Annotated in this window: 16 protein-coding genes; 9 read left to right on the top strand and 7 right to left on the bottom strand. The window is 65.0% G+C overall.

Annotated features, from left to right (window positions below; genetic code table 11):
• Position 1: 1 nt before the first annotated feature.
• Positions 2–352, bottom strand: a complete 351-nt coding sequence (locus tag ACQCST_RS16110; RefSeq protein ID WP_426996738.1) for an ArsR/SmtB family transcription factor — start codon at positions 350–352, stop codon at positions 2–4.
• A 178-nt stretch (positions 353–530) separates the two neighbouring features.
• Between ACQCST_RS16110 and ACQCST_RS16105 the strand changes: the two genes are divergently transcribed.
• From ACQCST_RS16105 to ACQCST_RS16085, 5 genes are all read left to right on the top strand, one after another.
• Positions 531–1,550 (top strand): o-succinylbenzoate synthase, encoded by a 1,020-nt coding sequence (locus tag ACQCST_RS16105; RefSeq protein ID WP_426996737.1) that lies wholly within the window; start codon positions 531–533, stop codon positions 1,548–1,550.
• Between the two features lie 119 nt (positions 1,551–1,669).
• On the top strand, positions 1,670–3,775 hold the full coding sequence (locus ACQCST_RS16100) for a PhoX family protein (protein WP_426996736.1): 2,106 nt from the start codon (positions 1,670–1,672) through the stop codon (positions 3,773–3,775).
• Between the two features lie 126 nt (positions 3,776–3,901).
• Complete coding sequence (gene argS, locus ACQCST_RS16095) at positions 3,902–5,683, top strand: arginine--tRNA ligase (RefSeq protein ID WP_426996735.1); 1,782 nt, start codon at positions 3,902–3,904, stop codon at positions 5,681–5,683.
• Between the two features lie 86 nt (positions 5,684–5,769).
• A complete protein-coding gene (gene menD, locus ACQCST_RS16090) occupies positions 5,770–7,449 on the top strand; it encodes a 2-succinyl-5-enolpyruvyl-6-hydroxy-3-cyclohexene-1-carboxylic-acid synthase (protein WP_426999200.1) in 1,680 nt (559 codons plus the stop codon).
• Positions 7,450–7,693: 244 nt separating this feature from the next.
• Positions 7,694–8,647: a hypothetical protein gene (locus ACQCST_RS16085; protein WP_426996734.1), complete on the top strand. Its 954-nt coding sequence runs from the start codon at positions 7,694–7,696 to the stop codon at positions 8,645–8,647.
• A 120-nt stretch (positions 8,648–8,767) separates the two neighbouring features.
• On the opposite strand, the gene ACQCST_RS16080 is transcribed toward ACQCST_RS16085, so the two are convergent.
• The 4 genes from ACQCST_RS16080 to ACQCST_RS16065 all read right to left on the bottom strand — a co-directional run bounded on the left by ACQCST_RS16080 (position 8,768) and on the right by ACQCST_RS16065 (position 12,839).
• Complete coding sequence (locus ACQCST_RS16080) at positions 8,768–9,571, bottom strand: amino acid ABC transporter ATP-binding protein (protein WP_426996733.1); 804 nt, start codon at positions 9,569–9,571, stop codon at positions 8,768–8,770.
• 11 nt (positions 9,572–9,582) lie between these two features.
• On the bottom strand, positions 9,583–10,374 hold the full coding sequence (locus tag ACQCST_RS16075; RefSeq protein ID WP_426996732.1) for an amino acid ABC transporter permease: 792 nt from the start codon (positions 10,372–10,374) through the stop codon (positions 9,583–9,585).
• A 130-nt stretch (positions 10,375–10,504) separates the two neighbouring features.
• Complete coding sequence (locus ACQCST_RS16070; RefSeq protein ID WP_426996731.1) at positions 10,505–11,305, bottom strand: ABC transporter substrate-binding protein; 801 nt, start codon at positions 11,303–11,305, stop codon at positions 10,505–10,507.
• Between the two features lie 181 nt (positions 11,306–11,486).
• Positions 11,487–12,839, bottom strand: a complete 1,353-nt coding sequence (locus ACQCST_RS16065) for an isochorismate synthase (protein ID WP_426996730.1) — start codon at positions 12,837–12,839, stop codon at positions 11,487–11,489.
• A 160-nt stretch (positions 12,840–12,999) separates the two neighbouring features.
• Here ACQCST_RS16065 and ACQCST_RS16060 point away from each other — a divergent pair, with 160 nt between their 5' ends.
• The 4 genes from ACQCST_RS16060 to ACQCST_RS16045 all read left to right on the top strand — a co-directional run bounded on the left by ACQCST_RS16060 (position 13,000) and on the right by ACQCST_RS16045 (position 17,520).
• Entirely contained in the window at positions 13,000–13,785 is a 786-nt protein-coding gene (locus ACQCST_RS16060) for a demethylmenaquinone methyltransferase (RefSeq protein ID WP_426996729.1), read from the top strand.
• A 4-nt stretch (positions 13,786–13,789) separates the two neighbouring features.
• Positions 13,790–15,151, top strand: coding sequence for a geranylgeranyl reductase family protein (locus ACQCST_RS16055; RefSeq protein ID WP_426996728.1), 1,362 nt, complete (start codon positions 13,790–13,792; stop codon positions 15,149–15,151).
• Positions 15,148–16,251 (top strand): polyprenyl synthetase family protein, encoded by a 1,104-nt coding sequence (locus ACQCST_RS16050; RefSeq protein WP_426996727.1) that lies wholly within the window; start codon positions 15,148–15,150, stop codon positions 16,249–16,251. The genes ACQCST_RS16055 and ACQCST_RS16050 overlap by 4 nt, the downstream gene beginning before the upstream one ends.
• Positions 16,252–16,698: 447 nt before the next feature.
• Positions 16,699–17,520 carry a DUF559 domain-containing protein gene (locus ACQCST_RS16045; RefSeq protein ID WP_426996726.1) on the top strand — a complete coding sequence of 274 codons (822 nt, stop codon included), beginning with the start codon at positions 16,699–16,701 and terminating at the stop codon, positions 17,518–17,520.
• Positions 17,521–17,650: 130 nt separating this feature from the next.
• Here ACQCST_RS16045 and ACQCST_RS16040 read toward each other — a convergent pair whose 3' ends face one another.
• Complete coding sequence (locus ACQCST_RS16040) at positions 17,651–18,076, bottom strand: hypothetical protein (RefSeq protein ID WP_426996725.1); 426 nt, start codon at positions 18,074–18,076, stop codon at positions 17,651–17,653.
• A gap of 14 nt (positions 18,077–18,090) precedes the next feature.
• A complete protein-coding gene (locus ACQCST_RS16035; RefSeq protein ID WP_426996724.1) occupies positions 18,091–18,759 on the bottom strand; it encodes a trimeric intracellular cation channel family protein in 669 nt (222 codons plus the stop codon).
• Between the last annotated feature and the right edge of the window lie 47 nt (positions 18,760–18,806).

The following is an 18,806-nucleotide window of genomic DNA, read 5'->3' as shown; positions in this document are numbered from 1 at the left end:
GTCACTGCTCCTTCTGATCCGTTTCCTGCTGTTTCAGGTCTTCCAATACTTCATCCATCAGTTCGAACCGCTCGGACCAGAAATGCTCGTAGTCCGCTACCCAGTCGAAGATAGGTTTCAGTGCCGGCGCATGGAGGCGGTACAGCCGCAGCCTGCCGTCCTCACGCACCTGGACGGCTCCCACTTCCCGGAGCACGCGCAGGTGCCGGGATACGTGGGGCTGGGCCAGCCCCAGCAGGTCCACGAGCTCGTTGACGGGGCGTTCGCCCTGGGCCAGGACATCCAGGATCTGACGACGCCGGGGTTCTGCTATGGCGTTGAACGTGTCCGCCGTGGTTGCTGCTCGTGCCATGGAAAAATCATATACCCATATGTATATGTGTCAAGAGGAGGACATGGATTGCGTCGGCTGGGCCGGAGGGGGCGCCGTCGTCGAACATTCCGCCACCCTGCGAACGTGGATACCCTTCTTCAACGGGGGCTCGCGATGGGCTGGCGGCTCGCATTGCGGGTGCCGGTACAGTGACATCATGCCCGCCGACGCCCCAGCCCAGCACCAACAGATCCCTTCCCTGGATGAACTGCTGGCCGGAGCCCACGTTGTCCGCCTGCCCATGCGGGTGAAGTTCCGCGGCATCATGGAGCGCGAAGCCCTGCTGCTCCAGGGGCCCCTCGGCTGGGGTGAGTTCTGTCCGTTCCCCGAATATGGCGATGCCGAGTCCTCACGCTGGTTGTCCGCTGCCATTGAGGCCGGCTGGTACGGGTTCCCGGAGCCGCTGCGGGACATCATCCCGGTCAATGCGACGGTCCCTGCCGTAGGCGCAGGCCGGGTTCCCGAGATCCTGGCCCGCTTCGGCCGCGTCGATGCGGTCAAGGTCAAAGTCGCCGAGCATGGGCAGACACTCGCCGACGACGCCGCCCGGGTCACGGCGGTGCGCGCGGCGCTGCCGGATGCCGCCATCCGGGTGGACGCCAATGGCGGCTGGGACGTCCGGCAGGCGGTGGAGGCACTCACCATGCTGGCCGGCGTCGGGCTTGAATACGCGGAGCAGCCGGTGCCGGACATCGCCGGTCTCGCCGAGGTGCGCAGGCAACTGAGTGCGGCCGGCACACCCGTACTGATCGCGGCCGATGAAAGTGTGCGCAAGGAAGACGATCCGCTCAAGGTGGCCCGAGCCGGCGCCGCGGACCTGATCGTGGTCAAGGTGGCGCCGCTCGGGGGAGTACGGCGCGCGCTGGACATCGTGGCCCGGGCCGGGCTGCCCGCAGTGGTAAGTTCCGCCCTGGACACCTCGGTGGGGATCCGCGCGGGACTGGCCCTCGCAGCTGCCCTGCCGGAGCTGCCGTATGCCTGCGGGCTGGGGACGGTGTCACTGCTCGCGGCGGACGTCATCCGGGATCCGCTCGTGGCCGACGACGGCGCCATACGCTTGCGTGATGTTGCCGCCGACGCCGGGCTGCTGGAGCAACACGCCGCGCCGCCTGGGCGCCGGGACTGGTGGCTGGACCGGCTGCGCCGCGTGCATGCGGTGCTTGCCCTGGGTGGTTGAACCACTGTTCTCTCCACCAAATGGTTTAAATTCACCTGATCTTCACCCGCATGACCACGGGGCGTAGATTCCGGCTGACAGGGTGGGCGGGCCACAAACTCACTCCTGGAAGGTCTCCCATGCCTGATACAACCGGACGCAAGCTGACTCTGCTGCCTATGCTCGGGCACACCAAGGGCAAGCGCAGCGCCGTCACCTGTGCGCTGAAGTGCGACAACGCCTGCTCGGGCGCCGTCTGCAACACCAGCTCCAACAGCTACTTCCGCGACATCGCCTCGGCCTCCATGTCCCGCCGCGCGGCCCTGGGCTTCGGTGCTGCCGGGGCGCTCGCCGTCGTTTTCGGCGGCAGCCTCGGCTCGGCTGAAACGGCCGTTGCCGACGGCGGTCCGGGACTCTCCGCGGCAGCCAAGGCAGCCGGGGGTGCGGCCGGAAAGTCAAAGCTGAAGTTCACGGCCATCGCGCCGGTTGGTGCCGCCGTCGACGCCTTGACCGTGCCGGAGGGATTCACGTGGCAGCCGATCATCCGCTGGGGCGACCCGCTCTTCACCGGCGCACCGGATTTTGATCTGAACAATCAGACTGCCGCCGCGCAGGCCCAGCAGTTCGGTTACAACAACGACTACACGGATATCCTGCCCGTCCCGGATTCCAAGGACCGCCGTGCCGTCCTGTTCACCAACCACGAGTACACCAACGAGAACATCATGTTCCCGGCTGCTCTCCCTGCCGCGGAAGCCCGGGCAATCAGCCGTGCAGCTCATGGGCTCACCGTTGTTGAGCTGGAGCGCAAGAACAAAACCAAGCCGTGGGGCTATATCCAGGGTGCACCGCTGAACCGCCGGTTCCTGAGCGACACCACCTACGAGCTCACGGGCGCCGCAGCCGGCTCGGACCTGGTCAAGACCATCGACGATCCCGCTGGCCGCTGGATCAAGGGAACACTGGGCAACTGCTCCGGCGGAACCACCCCCTGGGGGACCATCCTCTCCGGTGAGGAGAACTTCAACGGCTACTTCGTGGGTGGCGGCACCAGCGCCGGCGACAAGCGCTACGGCATCACCAGCAAGCCGACGGCACGCAAGTGGGAGCTGGACGAGCCGCGCTTCGACACCCGCAATGCCGGCCACACCAATGAAACGAACCGCTTCGGCTGGATCGTGGAAGTGGATCCCTTCGATCCCGCCTCCACACCGAAGAAGCACTCCGCACTGGGCCGCTTCAAGCACGAGGGCGCCAACGTGATCGTGGCCGAGTCCGGGCACGTGGTGGCGTACATGGGCGATGACGAACGCTTTGACTACCTCTACAAGTTTGTCTCCAAGGCCAAGTACCGCTCCGGGTCCTCCGCAGCGGACCGCGCGCACAACATGACGCTGCTGTCCGAAGGCAACCTCTACGTCGCCAAGTTCACCGGCGACTCTCCGGCAGCTGAGATCGACGGCACGGGCAAACTTCCTTCCGATGGCGCTTTCGACGGTTCCGGCGAATGGCTGCCCCTGGTGGTTGACGGTCAGTCAGCCGTGGCCGGCATGAGCCTCGAAGAGGTGCTGGTGTACACCCGCCTGGCCGCCGACAAGGTTGGCCCCACCAAGATGGACCGCTGCGAAGACGTGCAGCCGAGCCTGGACTCCGGCAAGGTCTATGTGGTCTGCACCAACAACTCGGACCGCGGCAAGCCCGGCAAGGAAGGCGCCACCGAGGTCAACCCCCGTGCGCTCAACTGTGACGGCCACATCGTGGAAATCACCGAAACCGGCGACCAGACCTCCACGGAGTTCAACTGGACGCTTCTGATGGTGTGCGGCGATCCGGCCAAGAACAGCTCCACCTACTTCTCCGGTTTCCCGGTGGATAAGGTCTCGCCGATCTCCTGCCCGGACAACGTTGCCTTCGACTCCGCGGGCAACATGTGGATCGCCACCGACGGCGCGCCCTCCTCCATCGGCTACGCGGACGGTCTCTTCAAGGTCACACTTGAAGGCGCAGAGCGCGGCCGTGTGGAGCAATTCCTCGCCGTTCCCCGCGACGCCGAGACCTGTGGCCCGATCGTCCACGATGAAGAGCGCACTGTCTTTGTTGCCGTGCAGCACCCGGGCGAGGAAGGTTCCTTCGCGGACCAGCACTCCTTCTTCCCGGACTATGTTGCGGCCGGTTCGACGCCGGCCGCCGGCCAGGTGCGCGCGCCCCGCCCGGCGATCGTCCAGGTGTTCCGCACCGACGCGTAGCCGCTCCACCTCCCAACGCTCCCGCACTTCTTTCCGTTCACGCGGCGAGAGGTGCGGGAGCGTTTGCTGAGGTGCCGCGAAGGCTGAGGGAGCGTTTGAAGGGGAGGGCCTGATAATTTGGGCTGTGTGAATAACCCGGCCCAGATCGTCGTCCCCAGAGTCCAGGCAGCCATTGCCCAAGCATTCGGCCAGGACTTCGGGTCAACCGATCCCGTGATCCGGCCATCGCAGTTCGCCGATATCCAGATCAACGCCGCCATGGCCCTTGCCAAAAGGGTGGGCCTGCCGCCCCGGGACACCGCCGCGAAAATCGTGGAAGCACTGGATCTGGACGGCATCTGTACCGCCGTGGAGATCTCCGGACCCGGTTTCATCAACCTCACCTTCGACGGCACCTGGATCGAAGAGCTGCTGAACGCACAGCCGACGACGCCGGAGTTGCTTACGGCGGAAGGTGCGCCGGGAGCGGCAGCGCAGCGCGTCGTCGTCGACTATTCGTCCCCGAACGTTGCCAAGGAAATGCATGTGGGGCACCTGCGCACCACGGTGGTGGGCGACTGCCTGGTACGCGTGCTGGAGGCGCTGGGCCACACCGTGATCCGGCAAAACCACATCGGCGACTGGGGGACCCCGTTCGGCATGCTGATCGAGCATTGGCTGGAGGTCGGTGAGGACTCGGCGGAAGCGGCATTGCTGGTGGACGATCCCAGTGCGTTCTACCAGGCGGCCCGGGCAAAGTTCGACGCTTCCGACGGCGCCGCTGCAGGGTTCGCCACGCGTGCCCGCCTCCGCGTGGTGTCGCTGCAGTCCGCCGACGAGGCGACGCTTGTTGTGTGGCGGCGGCTGGTGGCGCAGTCGAAACTCTACTTCAACGCCATCTACAACACGCTGGGGGTCAGCCTGGGCGATGCTGATATTGCCGGCGAAAGCTCCTACGATCCCCATCTAGCACAGCTGTGCCAGGAACTGGAGGAGCGCGGCATCGCGCGGGTAAGTGAGGGGGCCCTGTGCACTTTCCCGGCAGGGTTTACCGGCCGCGAGGACCAGCCGCTGCCGCTCATCATCCGCAAGTCCGACGGCGGCTACGGCTACGGAACCACGGACCTCGCCACCATCCGCTACCGCGTGAACGAGCTGCACGCGGACCGCATCCTGTACGTAGTGGGCGCGCCGCAGAACGTGCACCTGCGCATGGTGATGGCAACAGCACGCGACGCCGGCTGGCTGCCGGACTCAGTGCAGGCTACACACGTGCAGATCGGAAATGTGCTGGGCGAGGACGGCAAAATCCTCAAGTCACGCTCTGGCAGCCCCGTCCGGCTGATGGCGCTGCTTGAGGAGGCAGTGGACCGGGCGCGGGCTGTGATCGAGGCCGGCCGGCCGGAACTTAGCGACGAGGAACGGGCCATAACCGCACGGCAAGTGGGCATCGGAGCCGTCAAGTACGCGGACCTTTCCGTGGGGCATGACACCGAGTACGTCTTCGACTTCGACCGCATGCTCGCCCTCAGTGGCAACACCGGACCCTATGTGCAATACGCCGCGGCGCGGATCCGCTCCATCCTGAGGAAAGCACCGGTTGACGGCGAGGCTGGTGTTCCTGCGGCAGCGGCTCCTGGGGCGGCAGTGGCGATCGCCGTCGTCGAAGCTGCCGAACGCGCACTTGCCCTCCATCTCCTGGAATACGATGCAACGCTGCAGAAGGTGGGCGAGGTGCTGGAACCGCACCGGCTGTGTGCCTACCTGTTCGAGCTCGCGCAGCTGTTCACCACCTTCTACGACCAGTGCCCGGTGCTCAAGGCGGCCGATTCCGTGCGGGAATCGCGGCTTGCACTGTGCGCGCTGGTGCTGGCCCGTCTGTCCGGAGGCCTGGAGCTGCTGGGTATCGGGACCCCGGAGAACATGTAGCCGCTCGGGGTTGGTGGCAGACTGGTTCGGTGACTTCCGAGAACGCGCCCGAAACTCCCGCCGAACCGGCGCCCGCCCTGAATTCGATGGAAGCGGCCCGGGTTGCCGTGGATTCCCTGGCCAGCGGTGGTGTGCACTGCGTGGTGGTCTCACCGGGCTCGCGCTCAGCCCCGATGGCCTACGCACTGGCCGAAGCCGAGGCCGCCGGGCGGGTGGAGCTGCTGGTACGGATCGATGAACGCTCGGCGGCTTTCACGGCCCTGGGCCTTGCCCTCTCCACCGGCGCGCCCGTTGCCGTGCTGACAACGTCCGGGACGGCGGCCGGGAATCTGCTGCCTGCCGTGATGGAAGCCAACCACGCCGCCGTTCCGCTGGTGGTCATTTCCGCGGACCGCCCCGAGGAGCTGCGCGGCACGGGCGCGAACCAGACAACCATCCAGCTGGACCTCTTTGGCGAGCACGTTCGCTTTGCCACGGACGTCCCCGCCGGTGAAAACCCCAAGCGCGCTGTGGAAACGGCCCTGTCAGCGGCAACCGGTGCGTTTTCGGATCTTGCCCCCGGACCCGTGCAGCTCAACCTTGCGTTCCGCGATCCGCTGGTACCGGAGGCGGGGCCGCGGCTGCCTGACTCGACCGGACGCGAAACGTACCGGATCGGGCATGCCCCGGAATCCGTGACGCTTCCGGTTGCGGCGGTTGCGTTGGCCGAGCGGCGCACTGTGGTCCTGGCCGGGCACGGCGCCGGGCCGGTCGCCGAGGCATTTGCCTGCGCTCATGGCTTGCCTCTCTTGGCTGAGCCATCGTCCAACGCCCGGTTCGGGCCGAATGCCGTGGGTCCCTATCGGTTGCTTCTGGAGCACTTCGGTGCTGATTCGGCCCAGCCGATCGAGCGCGTGGTGGTGTTCGGGCGGCCCACGCTGTCCCGGCCGGTCTCCGCCTTGCTGGCCCGCGCAGACGTTCCTTCTGCCCTGTATCAGCCCGTGCCCGTAGCCTGGTACGAGCCAGGCCGCCGCACCGAACTTCCGCTGGAAAACCTCGCTGACCTCGCAGATTTCTCCGGCCGGGGTACCTCGGCGTGGCTGGACGCCTGGCTGCTGGCGGGCTCGGCTGCCCAACATGCCCTGGACGGAATACTTTCCGGTTCAGCGGCAGCTACCGGGCCGGCCGTAGGGGCAGCGGTGTGGGAGCATTCGCTCGGGCAGCTGGTGCTGGGTTCCTCCAACGGCATCCGCGACGTTGACCTCGCGGGTCAGCCCAGGTCCGAGCCGCAGGCAACAGTTTTCGCCAACCGCGGCCTGTCGGGGATCGACGGCACCATCTCCACGGCCACCGGAATTGCGCTCGGCGGGCTTCAGGAGACCACGCTGCTCCTGGGCGACGTCACCTTCCTGCACGACGCCGGCGGGCTCCTCCTTGGCGCCGGCGAATCGGAGCCGCAGTTGCGGATTGTGGTCCTGAACGATGCCGGCGGGGCCATCTTCAACCTCTTGGAACACGGAGCTGTCCAGGAGGCAGGCGGCTACGGAAACGCGGTCGAGCGGCTCTTCGGCACCCCTCACACAGTGGACATCGCGGCACTCGCCGCTGCGTACGGCGTCGAACATTGCTCCGTAAGCACAACGGCGGGACTCGCCGAAGCGCTCAGCACGCCGTTCGTTGGCCGCAGCATCATCGAGGTGCGCACGGACCGGCACGGGCTCCGCGAACTGCACTCCCGGATCAAGGCCGCAGTCAGCGCAGCCGCAGCAGGAGTGCTCCGCTCCTGACCCGGTCCCTCGATGCTCTTTCCGTCCCTCGATGTGCGCCCGTCCTGACGACCCGCGAATTACCTGGCGACCCTGCGAATTACCTGACGACTCGCAAATTACCTGGCGACTCGCGAATACCCGCATCGTCAGCCATTTTGCGCGTCGGCAGGCGGAAGGCGCGTCGCCAGCTTGTCCGCAGACGTTATCCACATAGCCGGGGCAGGCACTGCCGCGGCCCGGCCCGGCCTGCGATCGTCGATCCATGACGGAATTACCCAGGCTCATCCTTACCCGCGAGAGCGTGCAGCAGGGCGTCACGGCCAAGGACCTCGCCAAACTGTCCAGATCCGGCGTGCTGTTCCGCGTTCGGCAGGGGGTGTACGTCGACGGTGCTGCGTGGAAGTCATTGAAGTCATGGGAGCAGTACAGGGTCTGCGTCAACGCGGCCGCCGAAACCTTCGTGGCTCCAACGGTTTTCGCGTGGCACTCAGCCGCCACTGTGTGGGGGATTCCCACCATCGGCCAACGCCAGGCAGTTCATGCACTGACTCTGAAGAGCGACGGCGGCCGGTCCCGCGCTGGTGTCACCCGCCACTTCGCTGATCCCAGGGGAGTGACAGTCCATCGGCGCGACGGACTGCTGGTGACGGGCAGGCTGCGCACCGTCCTGGATCTGGCTGCCTTCACACCCTTTGTCGAGGCCATTGTTCCGCTTGACCATGTGCTCAGAACGGACAGCCGGCTTGGCTTCTCCGCATTCACCAAGGACGCGCTGCGGGCCGGAATCGAGGGCAACTACACGGCAGCTGCGGCCCGCAGGATCATGGCCGCAGTTGAGTTCGCGGATCCGCAGTCCGGGTCAGCCGGCGAGTCATACAGCCGGGCGCAAATGCATGTTGCCGGCTTCCAGGCACCGGTGCTCCAGTTCGAGGTGTGCGACGCTTCCGGACTCGCGGGTTACACGGACTTCTACTGGGCCGGCGTAAGAGTTGCCGGCGAGTTCGATGGCGTGGACAAGTACCTGAAACCGGAATATCTCAATGGCCGCACCGCCTCGCAGGCCGTCGTGGATGAAAAGTTCCGCGAAGACCGGATCCGTGCCGTAGGGAGCGGCGTTGTCCGCTGGGTGTGGGCCGATCTGATGGAGCCCGGACGGTTGGAACGGAAGCTGGCGGCGGCTGGTGTGCCCCGCCGTCGTGCCCGTTCTGCGCTGTGAGCGACACGGAAACTGCACCATCACGCGCAAATGCCCTGGGGCTACCGGAATTCCAGTAGCGCCAGGGCATTTGCGCAGCGCAGGGCACGTAGCGCAGGGCGCCCAGCGCGTCGCCGGCGACTACTCGGCGATGTCGATGTGCGTCGGGTCCAGCACGCGCTTGAGGAATTCCTTGGTGCGGCTCTGGGTGGGGGCGCTGACCACCTGCTCGGCCACGCCCTCCTCCACCACGATTCCGCCGTCCATGAACACCACGCGGTCTGCCACTTCGCGGGCGAAGCCCATCTCGTGGGTGACCACCAGCATGGTCATGCCCTCCCTGGCCAGGTTCCGCATGACGGACAGGACATCGCCCACCGTCTCCGGGTCCAGCGCTGAAGTTGGCTCGTCGAACAGCATCAGTTCGGGGTCCATGCTGAGCGCACGGGCGATGGCCACACGCTGCTGCTGGCCGCCGGAGAGCTGGTCCGGGAAGCGGTCAGCTAGGTGTCCCAGCCCCACGCGCTCAAGGTTGGCCTGGGCCACTTTGTCCGCCTCGGCCTGGGTACGTTTGAGCACCTTGGTCTGCGCGATGGTGCAGTTCCGCAGCGCATCCAGGTGCGGGAACAGGTTGAACTGCTGGAACACCATGCCCACCTTGCGGCGCATCTTGTCGATGTCCACATCAAGGTCCGTGGCTTCGAAGCCGCCCACGTGGATGGTTCCCTCATTGGGCTGCTCCAGCAGGTTAACGCAGCGCAGAAGTGTGGACTTGCCGGAGCCGGACGGGCCGATCAGGCAGACAACCTCACCGGGTTTCACTTCAAGGCTGATGCCCTTGAGGACCTCATTGGAGCCGTAGGACTTGCGGAGGTCCTTGATGGAAACCCCTGCGGCCTGCAGACCCCCGCTGTTGGGTCGAGTATTTTGTACGGCGTCGTTCATGACTGTCCTGCCTATCGCTTCGTCCGCGCTGAGCGGCTTTCGAACTTCCGGGCCAAGAGGCTCAGCGGGATGGTGATGACCAGGTAGAAAGCGCCGGCCACCAGGAGCGGTGTGAGGCCCGCGCCGAGACTGGAGATGCCGTCGCGCCCGAACTTGGTGAGCTCGTACTGCGAGGCGGTGAGACCCAGCACATAGATCAGCGAGGAGTCCTTCGTCAGCAGGATGACCTCATTGGTGAGCGGCGGCAACACGATCTTGAACGCCTGCGGGATCACAATGGAGATCATGGCCCGCCACATGGGCATGCCCAGGGAGCGGGCTGCTTCCATTTGGCCCTTCGGCACGGCCTGCAGGCCGGCGCGCAGCGTTTCAGCGATGTAGGCGGAGGCCACGATGCCCAGGGACACCATAACCACGATATTGACGTCCCAGGAGACGCCGAAGGCCAGGGGCACGCCGTAGCCGAAGGCGATGAACACCAACAGCGCGGGAACGCCGCGGAAGAATTCGATGTAACCGGTGGCGATCCAGCGGTACAGCGGGAAGGAGGACAGCTTCATCAGGGCCAGCAACAGGCCGCCGGACAGACCCACGACGAACGCCAGTGCGGTGTAGATGAGGGTGTTCTTCAGCCCCACTAGAATGATGCCCGGGAACATCGGGCCGATCTTGCCGAAGTTGAAGACGCTGTTACTTACGGTTTTCCAGTCCGTGGCCAGAATCAGTGCGGCGACTGCCACAACGAAGATTCCGGCTTGGACGTAGAGGCTGACTTTGGCTCTTTGACGTGCGGTCATTGCCATGGAGTACTCACATTCGTTTTGCGCAGTTGAGGCCCCGTACGTGCTGCTTTACAGCGAGCTGCTTGACAGATCGTGACGGGGCCTCAACCGGGTAGGTCTCAGGGCTGGGTTGGTCCGAGGCCGGAGTTGGCTACTTGGTGGCTTCGCCGAACCAGGTGGTCTGGAACTTCTTCAAGGTGCCGTCGTCGGTCAGTCGCTTGAGCGTGGAGTTGATCTGATCGGCCATGGCGGTGTTGCCCTTTTTGATCGAGATGCCGAGCTTCTCGCCCGTGGCGTAGTTTTCCACACGCTTCATCTTGGAGTCGTCCTTGATGGCGTAGGCCAGGACGGACTGGTTACCCAGGGCAGCGTCGACAGTGCCGGCCTGCAGAGCCTGGACCAGAAGTCCGGAGTCCTCGAACTGCTGCGCGTCGATGCCGTTGTCCGCGGCGTACTTGGCGCCGGTGGTGGCCTGCTGAACGCCCACCTTTTTGCCCTTGGCGCTTTTGATGTCCGTGATGCCGGAAGCCGCTGTGGCCACCAGGGTGAGGTCGTCATCCATGTACGGGGAAGAGAAGTCCATCACGGACTTGCGGGTGTCAGTGATGGAGATGGAGGAGATGGAAACATCGCACTGGGTCAGTGCTGTGCCGGTCTCGATTGCTTCAAAGGAGCTGTCAACCACACTGAGTTCGGCCTTCAGATCCTTGGCTACCTCGGCAGCAATGTCCATGTCGAAGCCGACGTTCTTGCCGTCCTTCTGGAATTCGAAGGGCTCGTAAGGGATGTCCGAGCAGACCGTGAACTTGCCGGAGCTGATGAGCTTCACGCCACTCTCTGAGGCTGCGGGTGTGGGGCTGCCGCCACAGGCAGTGAGTGTCAGGGCTCCGACGGCGAGGATTGCGGCTGCCTTGACGGCCAGCTTTGCCGTGGGGATGGACTTGAGCTGCATAGTTTCTTACCTTTTGTTGCAGGGGGTATGCATGACTAAGACGGTTTATAGTGTAACGCCGAATAGGAGATGTGCATCACAGAAAACTTAGTTTTACTATTGGATAACTATTCCAAGGTTAATTGCAAGACGTCCGCGGCGGAGAGTGTCTCAAATCCCGGATTCTCCCTGACCCACGGAGCTAGCTTTTGATGCCCAGCGATTCGAGCATCGGCCGGAATTTGGCCCAGGTCTCGGCCAGTTCAGCTTCAGGATGCGAGCCTTCCACGATCCCGCAGCCCGCGTAGAGCCGCACGGTGTCCGGCGATTCAATCACCGCTCCACGCAGGGCAATGCCCCACTCGCCATTGCCCGCGGCATCGAGCCAGCCCACCGGCCCGGCGTAGGGGCCGCGGTCCAGATGCTCCAGTTTGCGGATCAGCGCGCCGGCAACCAGCGTGGGCGTGCCGCAGACAGCCGCAGTGGGGTGCAGCGCGTTGATCAGCGCGAGGCACGTGGGGACATGCCCCTCGATGTCCGCCAGCTCGGCCTTCACATCGGAAGCAAGGTGCCACACGTTTGGAAGCTCCAGGATGAACGGCTCGCTGTGCGCGTTCATGGCCTCGGAAAACGGGGCCAGCTGTGTGGTCAGGGACTGGATGGCGATCTCGTGTTCGTGACGCTGCTTCTCGGATCCGGCCAGCACGCGTTCGGCGTAGTCCATGGGCAGGCCGGATTCGCCGGCAGCATCACGACGGTCCAGCGTCCCGGCCAGCACCCGCGCCTGGGCAGTGCGGCCTTCCACCTGGATCAGCATTTCCGGGGTGGCGCCCACCAGTCCGTCCACGCCATACGTCCAGCATTCGCGGTACCGCACCGCGAGTTCCCGCAGCACAGCTGCCGCGTTGACGCCGTCCGGCACAGTGGCAACGATGTCCCGTGCCAGCACCAGCTTTTGCAGCTTGCCGGTGCGGATTTCCGCGACCCCGGACTCCACTGCGTCCATCCAGTCCGCTTCGCTTAACGACCCGGTCTGCAGTGTCGCTGCGCTCGCCTGGGGCACCGAATGTCCGACGTCGGCACCCGCCTCAGCGGGTGCGCCGGCTTCGGGGGCATCGCCAGCGGGTACGTCCAGCCAGCGTTCGAGCGCGGCGAGGGCGCCCGCTTCCGTGAGGTCGCCGTCGTCGAACGTTAACTGGGTGAGCCAGGCCCGCCCGTCGCGGACGCCCACCACGATCTCGGGAACAATCAGCCGTGACCGGTGCGCGGAAACTTTGGAAAAGGCGAACGAGCCGAAGGCCACCGGACCGGTGCCGGGCACCCCGACTGAGTCAGTGATATCAGCTTCGATGACCAGGTGCCGCCACCAGATATCGGCCTCGAGGAATCGCTCCGGGCCCGCGGCGGTGAAGCGGGCCAGCTCACCGAAGCCCACCAGGCCGGCTTCGCGGCGCGTCCAGCAGAGGACATCGTCCCGGACCAGAAACGACGGCAGCCCCCCGGGAGATGATTTTCCATCCAGAGGGACTGTCAAGGTGCGGAACGTGCTCGTCATGATGAAACAACAGTACTCCCGCGTGGCATGACTTCAGGCTCTGGCCGGCCGGCCAGTCCGGCGTTCAGCCAGTGCGGGTGCGGAGGCGTTCGCCGTTGCAGCGGACCGCAGTACAGGTTCGTCGAAAGTGCTTCTTAGATTTGTCTGAGATAATTGCATGGTGAACCGAGCATCCTTGGATAAGCGTCCGGACGAAGTAGCCACGATGTTTGACGACGTCGCCCCCAAATACGACGTCGTCAACGATGTTCTGTCCATGGGACAGACGCGCCGCTGGCGCCGGGTCGTGGTGGAAGCCATGGGCATGTTGCCCGGTCAGCGGGTGCTGGATCTCGCCGCAGGGACCGGTACATCCAGCGAGCCGTATGCCGATGCGGGAATCGATGTCATTGCCTGCGATTTCTCGCTCGGCATGCTCAAGGTGGGCAAACGCCGCCGCCCGGACATCGATTTCATCGCCGGAGACGCCACCAACCTGCCGTTCGCGGACAACACTTTTGATGCCACCACCATTTCCTTTGGCCTGCGGAACGTCAACGAGCCACGCAAGGCCCTGGCTGAGATGCTGCGCGTCACCAAACCGGGCGGCAAGCTGGTCATCGCCGAGTTCTCGCAGCCCGTCGTGCCGCTCTGGCGCACCATGTACACCGAGTACCTCATGCGCGCGTTGCCTGCCATCGCGGTCAAAGTCTCCTCCAACCCGGACGCCTACGTGTACCTGGCGGAGTCCATCCGTGCCTGGCCGGATCAGGACCACCTGGCTGCCTGGCTGCACGAATCCGGTTGGGAAAAGGTCACGTACCGGAACCTCAGCGGCGGCATTGTGGCAGTCCACCGCGCCCACAAGCCGCTGGAGTCAACGCCCGACGGCGCTGCTGCCGCCATGGCCGCGCACACGGGCCCGGTCGCCAAACTGCGCCGCAACGTTACCCGCACGCCACGCTAGCGCTGTGAAGGTACTCATCGTCGGAGCAGGGCCGGCAGGGTCCACCGCCGCGTACTACCTGGCGCAAGCCGGTATCGACGTCACTGTGCTTGAAAAGACCAGCTTCCCGCGTGAGAAGGTCTGTGGCGACGGACTGACGCCCCGCGCAGTCCGCGAAATCCAGAAGCTGGGAATGCCGCACCGGGAAACGGATGGCTGGCGCCGGAACAAAGGGTTGCGCCTGATTGCCGGCGGCCGCAGCATCGAGCTGCCGTGGCCCGAAGTTTCGGACTTTCCGCAGTACGGACTGATCCGGACCCGGCTCGGATTTGACGAGGAACTGGCGCGGCATGCCCACTCCGCCGGCGCCGTTGTGCTTGAACGCCACAGCGTCACCGAAGCACTCCGTTCGGAAGACGGCCGGGTGGCAGGCGTCCGCGCCGCCCTTCTTGACGAGTCCGGACGCAAGACGGGGGAGACGCGCGACTTCCACGCCGACGTCGTGCTCGCCGCGGACGGCAACTCGTCCCGCACCGCGGTGTCGCTCGGCATCCAAAAGCGGGATGACCGCCCGCTAGGCGTCGCCGTCCGCACCTACTTCACCTCGCCGCGCCACAACGACGACTGGATGGAAGGCTGGCTGGAACTTCCGGGACGTGGCGGCAAGCTCCTGCCCGGCTACGGCTGGGTGTTCGGCGTGGGCGACGGCACCTCCAATGTGGGCCTGGGCATCCTGAACTCCTCCAAGGAATTCGGCAAGCTGGACTACAAACAGGTCCTGCGCGAATGGACCGCCGGCATGCCCGCCGAGTGGGGCTTCACGCCCGAAAACCAGGTGGGGGAGATCCGCGGTGCCGCCCTGCCCATGGGCTTCAACCGCACACCGCACTACTCGCCGGGCCTGATGCTGCTTGGCGATGCCGGTGGCATGGTGTCCCCCTTCAACGGTGAAGGCATCTCCTACGCGATGGAGTCCGCGCGATTCGCGGCCGAGTTCATTATTGACGCTACTTCATCTGGGCGCTCCGCTGGCTTGCGTTCCGGTGCGTCAGCCGCCCACGACGCCGATGCGCACCTTTCGGGGTACGCGGACTACGTGCGCGGGCAGTGGGGATCGCACTTCACGCTGGGGCGGGCATTTGCCGCGCTGATCGGCAAGCCTGCCGTGATGAAGCTCGCTCTGCGGACCGGGATGCCTCTGCCGGTGCTGATGCGTTTTGTGGTCCGGCTGCTTGCCAATCTGACGGATCCGGCCGCCAAGGGCTTCGAGGACCGGGTAATCCGGGTTCTCGAAAAGCTGGCTCCGCCGACGTCCAATATGCCATCAACCTCCGCGTCCGGCTCCAAATCGGCGGACTCCGAAAACAAAGCTAGGGTTAACCCGTGACCAACTCCGCAGACCACAGCTGGACGCACGCCGGACACGGCCTGCCGGACTCGAACGAGCCCAACCTCAACACCACAGCAATCGCCACGGGCCTCCAGCTGCCGGCCGGATTTGCTGCCATTGCGGGGGACCCGGAGCTGGGCCCCGCAATCACCAACAACCTGGCGCGGGTGGAAAAAAAGCTCCGCGAAGCCATTGCCAACTCCGATCCGCTGGCTGACGCAACGTCACGTCACCTCGTGGAAGCCGGCGGCAAGCGCATCCGTCCCCTGCTGACGCTTTTGTGCGCGCACCTGGGCGATGCCTCCTTGCCCGCAGTGGTGCAGGCGGCGGTGGTGGTGGAGCTGACGCACCTTGCCACGCTCTACCATGACGACGTGATGGACTCCGCTCCCTTCCGCCGCGGGGCGCCGACAGCCCACGAGGTGTGGGGCAACTCCGTGGCTGTCCTCACCGGCGACCTCATTTTTGCCCGGGCCTCCATCCTGGTATCCGAGCTCGGTTCCCGCGCCCTGGGCATCCAGGCCCGTACCTTTGAGCGCCTGTGCCTGGGTCAGCTGCACGAGACCGTGGGGCCGCGCCCGGACGAGGATCCCATAGAGCACTACCTCTCCGTCATCGCGGACAAGACGGGCTCCCTGGTGGCCGCCTCCGGCCAACTCGGCGCGATTTTTGCCGGCGCGGATTCCGCCTATGAAGAGCTGCTCGTTGAATACGGCGAAAAAGTTGGTGTGGCATTCCAGCTCGCTGACGACGTCATCGATGTCACCGGCATCAAGGTCAAGTCCGGCAAATCCCCCGGAACCGACCTGCGCGAGGGTGTGCCCACGCTCCCCGTGCTGCTGCTGCGCAATGCCGCAGCGGCGGGTGACCAGTCCGCCGTCGAACTTCTCAAACTGATCGACGGCGACCTCACCTCGGACTCAGCCTTGGCGGCTGCCGTTGCAGGGCTCCGTGAGCACGCCGTGACAGCCGAGTCCTGGGTTGTGGCCCGGGCCTGGGCTGATGAAGCGATCGCTGCCCTGGCCCCCTTGCCCGAGGGTGTGGTGAAGGCTTCGCTGAGCAACTTCGCGCTGGCCGTGGTGGACCGGGCCAGCTGACCGACTGCTTCGCTGGTGGGTGCTTCGAGCGGCCTCACCCCGTTTAAGCGCAATGGCCCCGGTTCTCTGCAACGATACTAGTCATACGTTGCGTCGAACCGGGGCCATTTCTCCGTTCGCATCAGATCCACCGGAGGCGTTTGGTGGATCCGTAATGAGTATATGACAAATGTGTCATGCGGTTCAAATTCGCTGTTACTCGGCGTGTCACAACTTCGCCGCGGGTGATTCAGGGCCCGGCCGGCCGTCGTCGACCGCCCTTCGAGTTGGACGTACAGGGCGCGTCGGGCTTTCCCCACCTTTGGTGACCACGGCGCCTGATTCCCGGCGAGCCGCCGCGACCCGCCGTCGTCGACCGTGAAAAGTGGGGGAAATCAGCGCTCGAAGTTGTCCACATAACCGGATTGACGAGTGGCCGGGGGCGCCCGCGGCGGCTGTGCTGGACTTATGGACCTCGCTTCTTATTTGAAATACGCCGGCTCGGTGGCTCGCACCTCCGCACTGTTGAAGGCGGGCTGCACAGAGCGTGCCATCCGAAACGCAGTGACTGCGGGGGAGATCAAGCGATTGCGTCATGGAGTGGTGGCTTTGCCGGAAGCAGCCCCGAACATGGTGGCGGCTGTCCTGGCTAACGGGCTGCTGAGCTGCGCCTCGGCGGCCGCCCACCATGGACTCTGGTGCCTCCACGAACCGAAGAAACTGCATCTACTCTGCAAGCACGGTTCGGCGGCCGGGGTAGTGATCCACCGCGAAAGCCTTGTGCCGCCGTTGTTCCCGCTGCCTGTCGCGGGACTGACGGATACGCTGCTCCATTCCCTCCGGTGCCTGCCGGAAGTCGAGGCGGCCATCGTGGTGGAGAGCGCGGTGCTGCAGGGAACTACCACTCTGGACTATCTGCGGCAACGGCTGCCGGGGAACAGGAACGGGGGAGCGCGTAAGGTGTTGGACCTCGTCGACGGCACAGCGGATTCGCCCATTGAAGTGGTGGCCCGGTTGCTGTTCCGGCGCCAGGGAATCCACACCGAAACGCAGGTGGATCTGCCAGGAATCGGGATAGTGGACTTCCTGCTGGAAGGATTCCTGATCGTGGAGCTCGACGGCGCTTCCCATCTGGAAGCCCGGCAAGTGAGGAAGGACCGGCGCCGGAACAATGCCAGCACTCTCGATGGCTACGCAGTGCTGAGGTACGGGTATCAGGATGTGGTGTACAACCAGCAGAAAATCATCGGTGAAGTGTGGCAAGTGCTGCGGGGCAGGATGGTCCGCTGACGCGCAGGCGCCGGGTTTCCCCAGCTTTGGACTCGACAGCCGCCACATCACCAGCGATTCGCACCAACACGCCGGTGGGGCCTCTCAAAGGTGGGGAAACTCCGCAGCTCAGAAATCAGAAGCACAGACCTTAGTCCTCTTCGTCGTTGAACGCCCACTCAAACATGTCAAAGACGAACTCGGAGAAGGTGCCTTCCTCGTTCTTCCACTGGCCGCGGACGTTGTTGCGGCGCCACACGATGGGGTCCGGGACAGTGAGGTCGCCCACGCGAAATCCCCAGGTGAACTGCTCTTCCTGGTCCTCAAGGAACATCAGGAAGCCTTCGTCGTCAACTTCGAGTTCCTCGGGGTCCCAGAAGTAGTGGTAGGCCTCCATGAGATCCTCGCAGCCGCCGACGGCCAGGTAGAACTCCTTGAGCACCAGCGGGACCGTGAACTGATGCTCCGCGAGGGCCAAATCCAGGTCGGCTGCGGGCAGCCCGTCCTCTTCCTGCCATTCGTCTTCGAGATACTTCGGAACAAGCGCGCGGAACTTCTCGAGGAACATGTCAGTCATGCTCTATATCCTAGCTAATCCCTGCCGCCGCCCGAGCCGTCCAGCCCGAGCCGGTGCCAGCCGCGAACCGCCAGCGGAACGTGCCAGGAACGGCGCCATGCAACCACCCGGAAAGCAAACACCACGCCGGCAACGGCACAGGCAGTCACCGCGTTGAATGTCCCGGAAATCCACAGCACCGTGGTCAGCGAAGCACCGGTGAATGCGGGCAGCGCATAGAGGTCCTTGGGGTCGAACAGCTGCGGCACCTCATTGGCCGTGATGTCGCGGAGCAGGCCGCCACCCACCGCCGTCGTAACGCCCAGCAGGATCGCGGCGATCGGGTTCATCCCGGCGGACAGCGCCTTGAGCGTTCCAGTGATGCAAAAGAGCGCCAGCCCGCCGGCGTCGAACAGTATAAGGAGGGAGGTATAGCGCTGGACGCTGGAAAACAGGAAGTACACCAGGAAGGCCGCAAGCACCGGGGGCGCAAGGTACGCGGGGTTGGTGAAGGCGGCGGGCGGGCCGCTGTTGAGAATGATGTCCCGGATGACACCGCCGCCCAGGCTGACCACGGAGGCGAGGAGGACGGAGCCGATGATGTCGAATTGTTTCCGGGCCGCCAGGAGGGATCCGGACACCGCGAAGAAGAAGACGCCGGCCAGATCCAGCCACACCAAGGCGATGTCAAAAGGGAAGGTCATGGGGCGTTCCGGTCGATTTCAAGGGGCGGACAATGCGGCTCCAACGT

The organism is Pseudarthrobacter sp. N5 (genome assembly GCF_050157035.1).
In the GTDB taxonomy this organism is placed as follows: Bacteria; Actinomycetota; Actinomycetes; order Actinomycetales; family Micrococcaceae; genus Arthrobacter.
This window is presented reverse-complemented; position numbering and strand designations above follow the sequence as displayed.

Excerpts from the sequence above, each read along its gene's own strand:
- ACQCST_RS16110 (WP_426996738.1), bottom strand. The coding sequence starts at position 352 with ATGGCACGAGCAGCAACCACGGCGGACACGTTCAACGCCATAGCAGAA.
- ACQCST_RS16105 (WP_426996737.1), top strand. The coding sequence starts at position 531 with ATGCCCGCCGACGCCCCAGCCCAGCACCAACAGATCCCTTCCCTGGAT.
- ACQCST_RS16100 (WP_426996736.1), top strand. The coding sequence starts at position 1,670 with ATGCCTGATACAACCGGACGCAAGCTGACTCTGCTGCCTATGCTCGGG.
- menD (WP_426999200.1), top strand. The coding sequence starts at position 5,770 with ATGGAAGCGGCCCGGGTTGCCGTGGATTCCCTGGCCAGCGGTGGTGTG.
- ACQCST_RS16085 (WP_426996734.1), top strand. The coding sequence starts at position 7,694 with ATGACGGAATTACCCAGGCTCATCCTTACCCGCGAGAGCGTGCAGCAG.
- ACQCST_RS16080 (WP_426996733.1), bottom strand. The coding sequence starts at position 9,571 with ATGAACGACGCCGTACAAAATACTCGACCCAACAGCGGGGGTCTGCAG.
- ACQCST_RS16075 (WP_426996732.1), bottom strand. The coding sequence starts at position 10,374 with ATGGCAATGACCGCACGTCAAAGAGCCAAAGTCAGCCTCTACGTCCAA.
- ACQCST_RS16070 (WP_426996731.1), bottom strand. The coding sequence starts at position 11,305 with ATGCAGCTCAAGTCCATCCCCACGGCAAAGCTGGCCGTCAAGGCAGCC.
- ACQCST_RS16065 (WP_426996730.1), bottom strand. The coding sequence starts at position 12,839 with ATGACGAGCACGTTCCGCACCTTGACAGTCCCTCTGGATGGAAAATCA.
- ACQCST_RS16045 (WP_426996726.1), top strand. The coding sequence starts at position 16,699 with ATGGACCTCGCTTCTTATTTGAAATACGCCGGCTCGGTGGCTCGCACC.
- ACQCST_RS16040 (WP_426996725.1), bottom strand. The coding sequence starts at position 18,076 with ATGACTGACATGTTCCTCGAGAAGTTCCGCGCGCTTGTTCCGAAGTAT.
- ACQCST_RS16035 (WP_426996724.1), bottom strand. The coding sequence starts at position 18,759 with ATGACCTTCCCTTTTGACATCGCCTTGGTGTGGCTGGATCTGGCCGGC.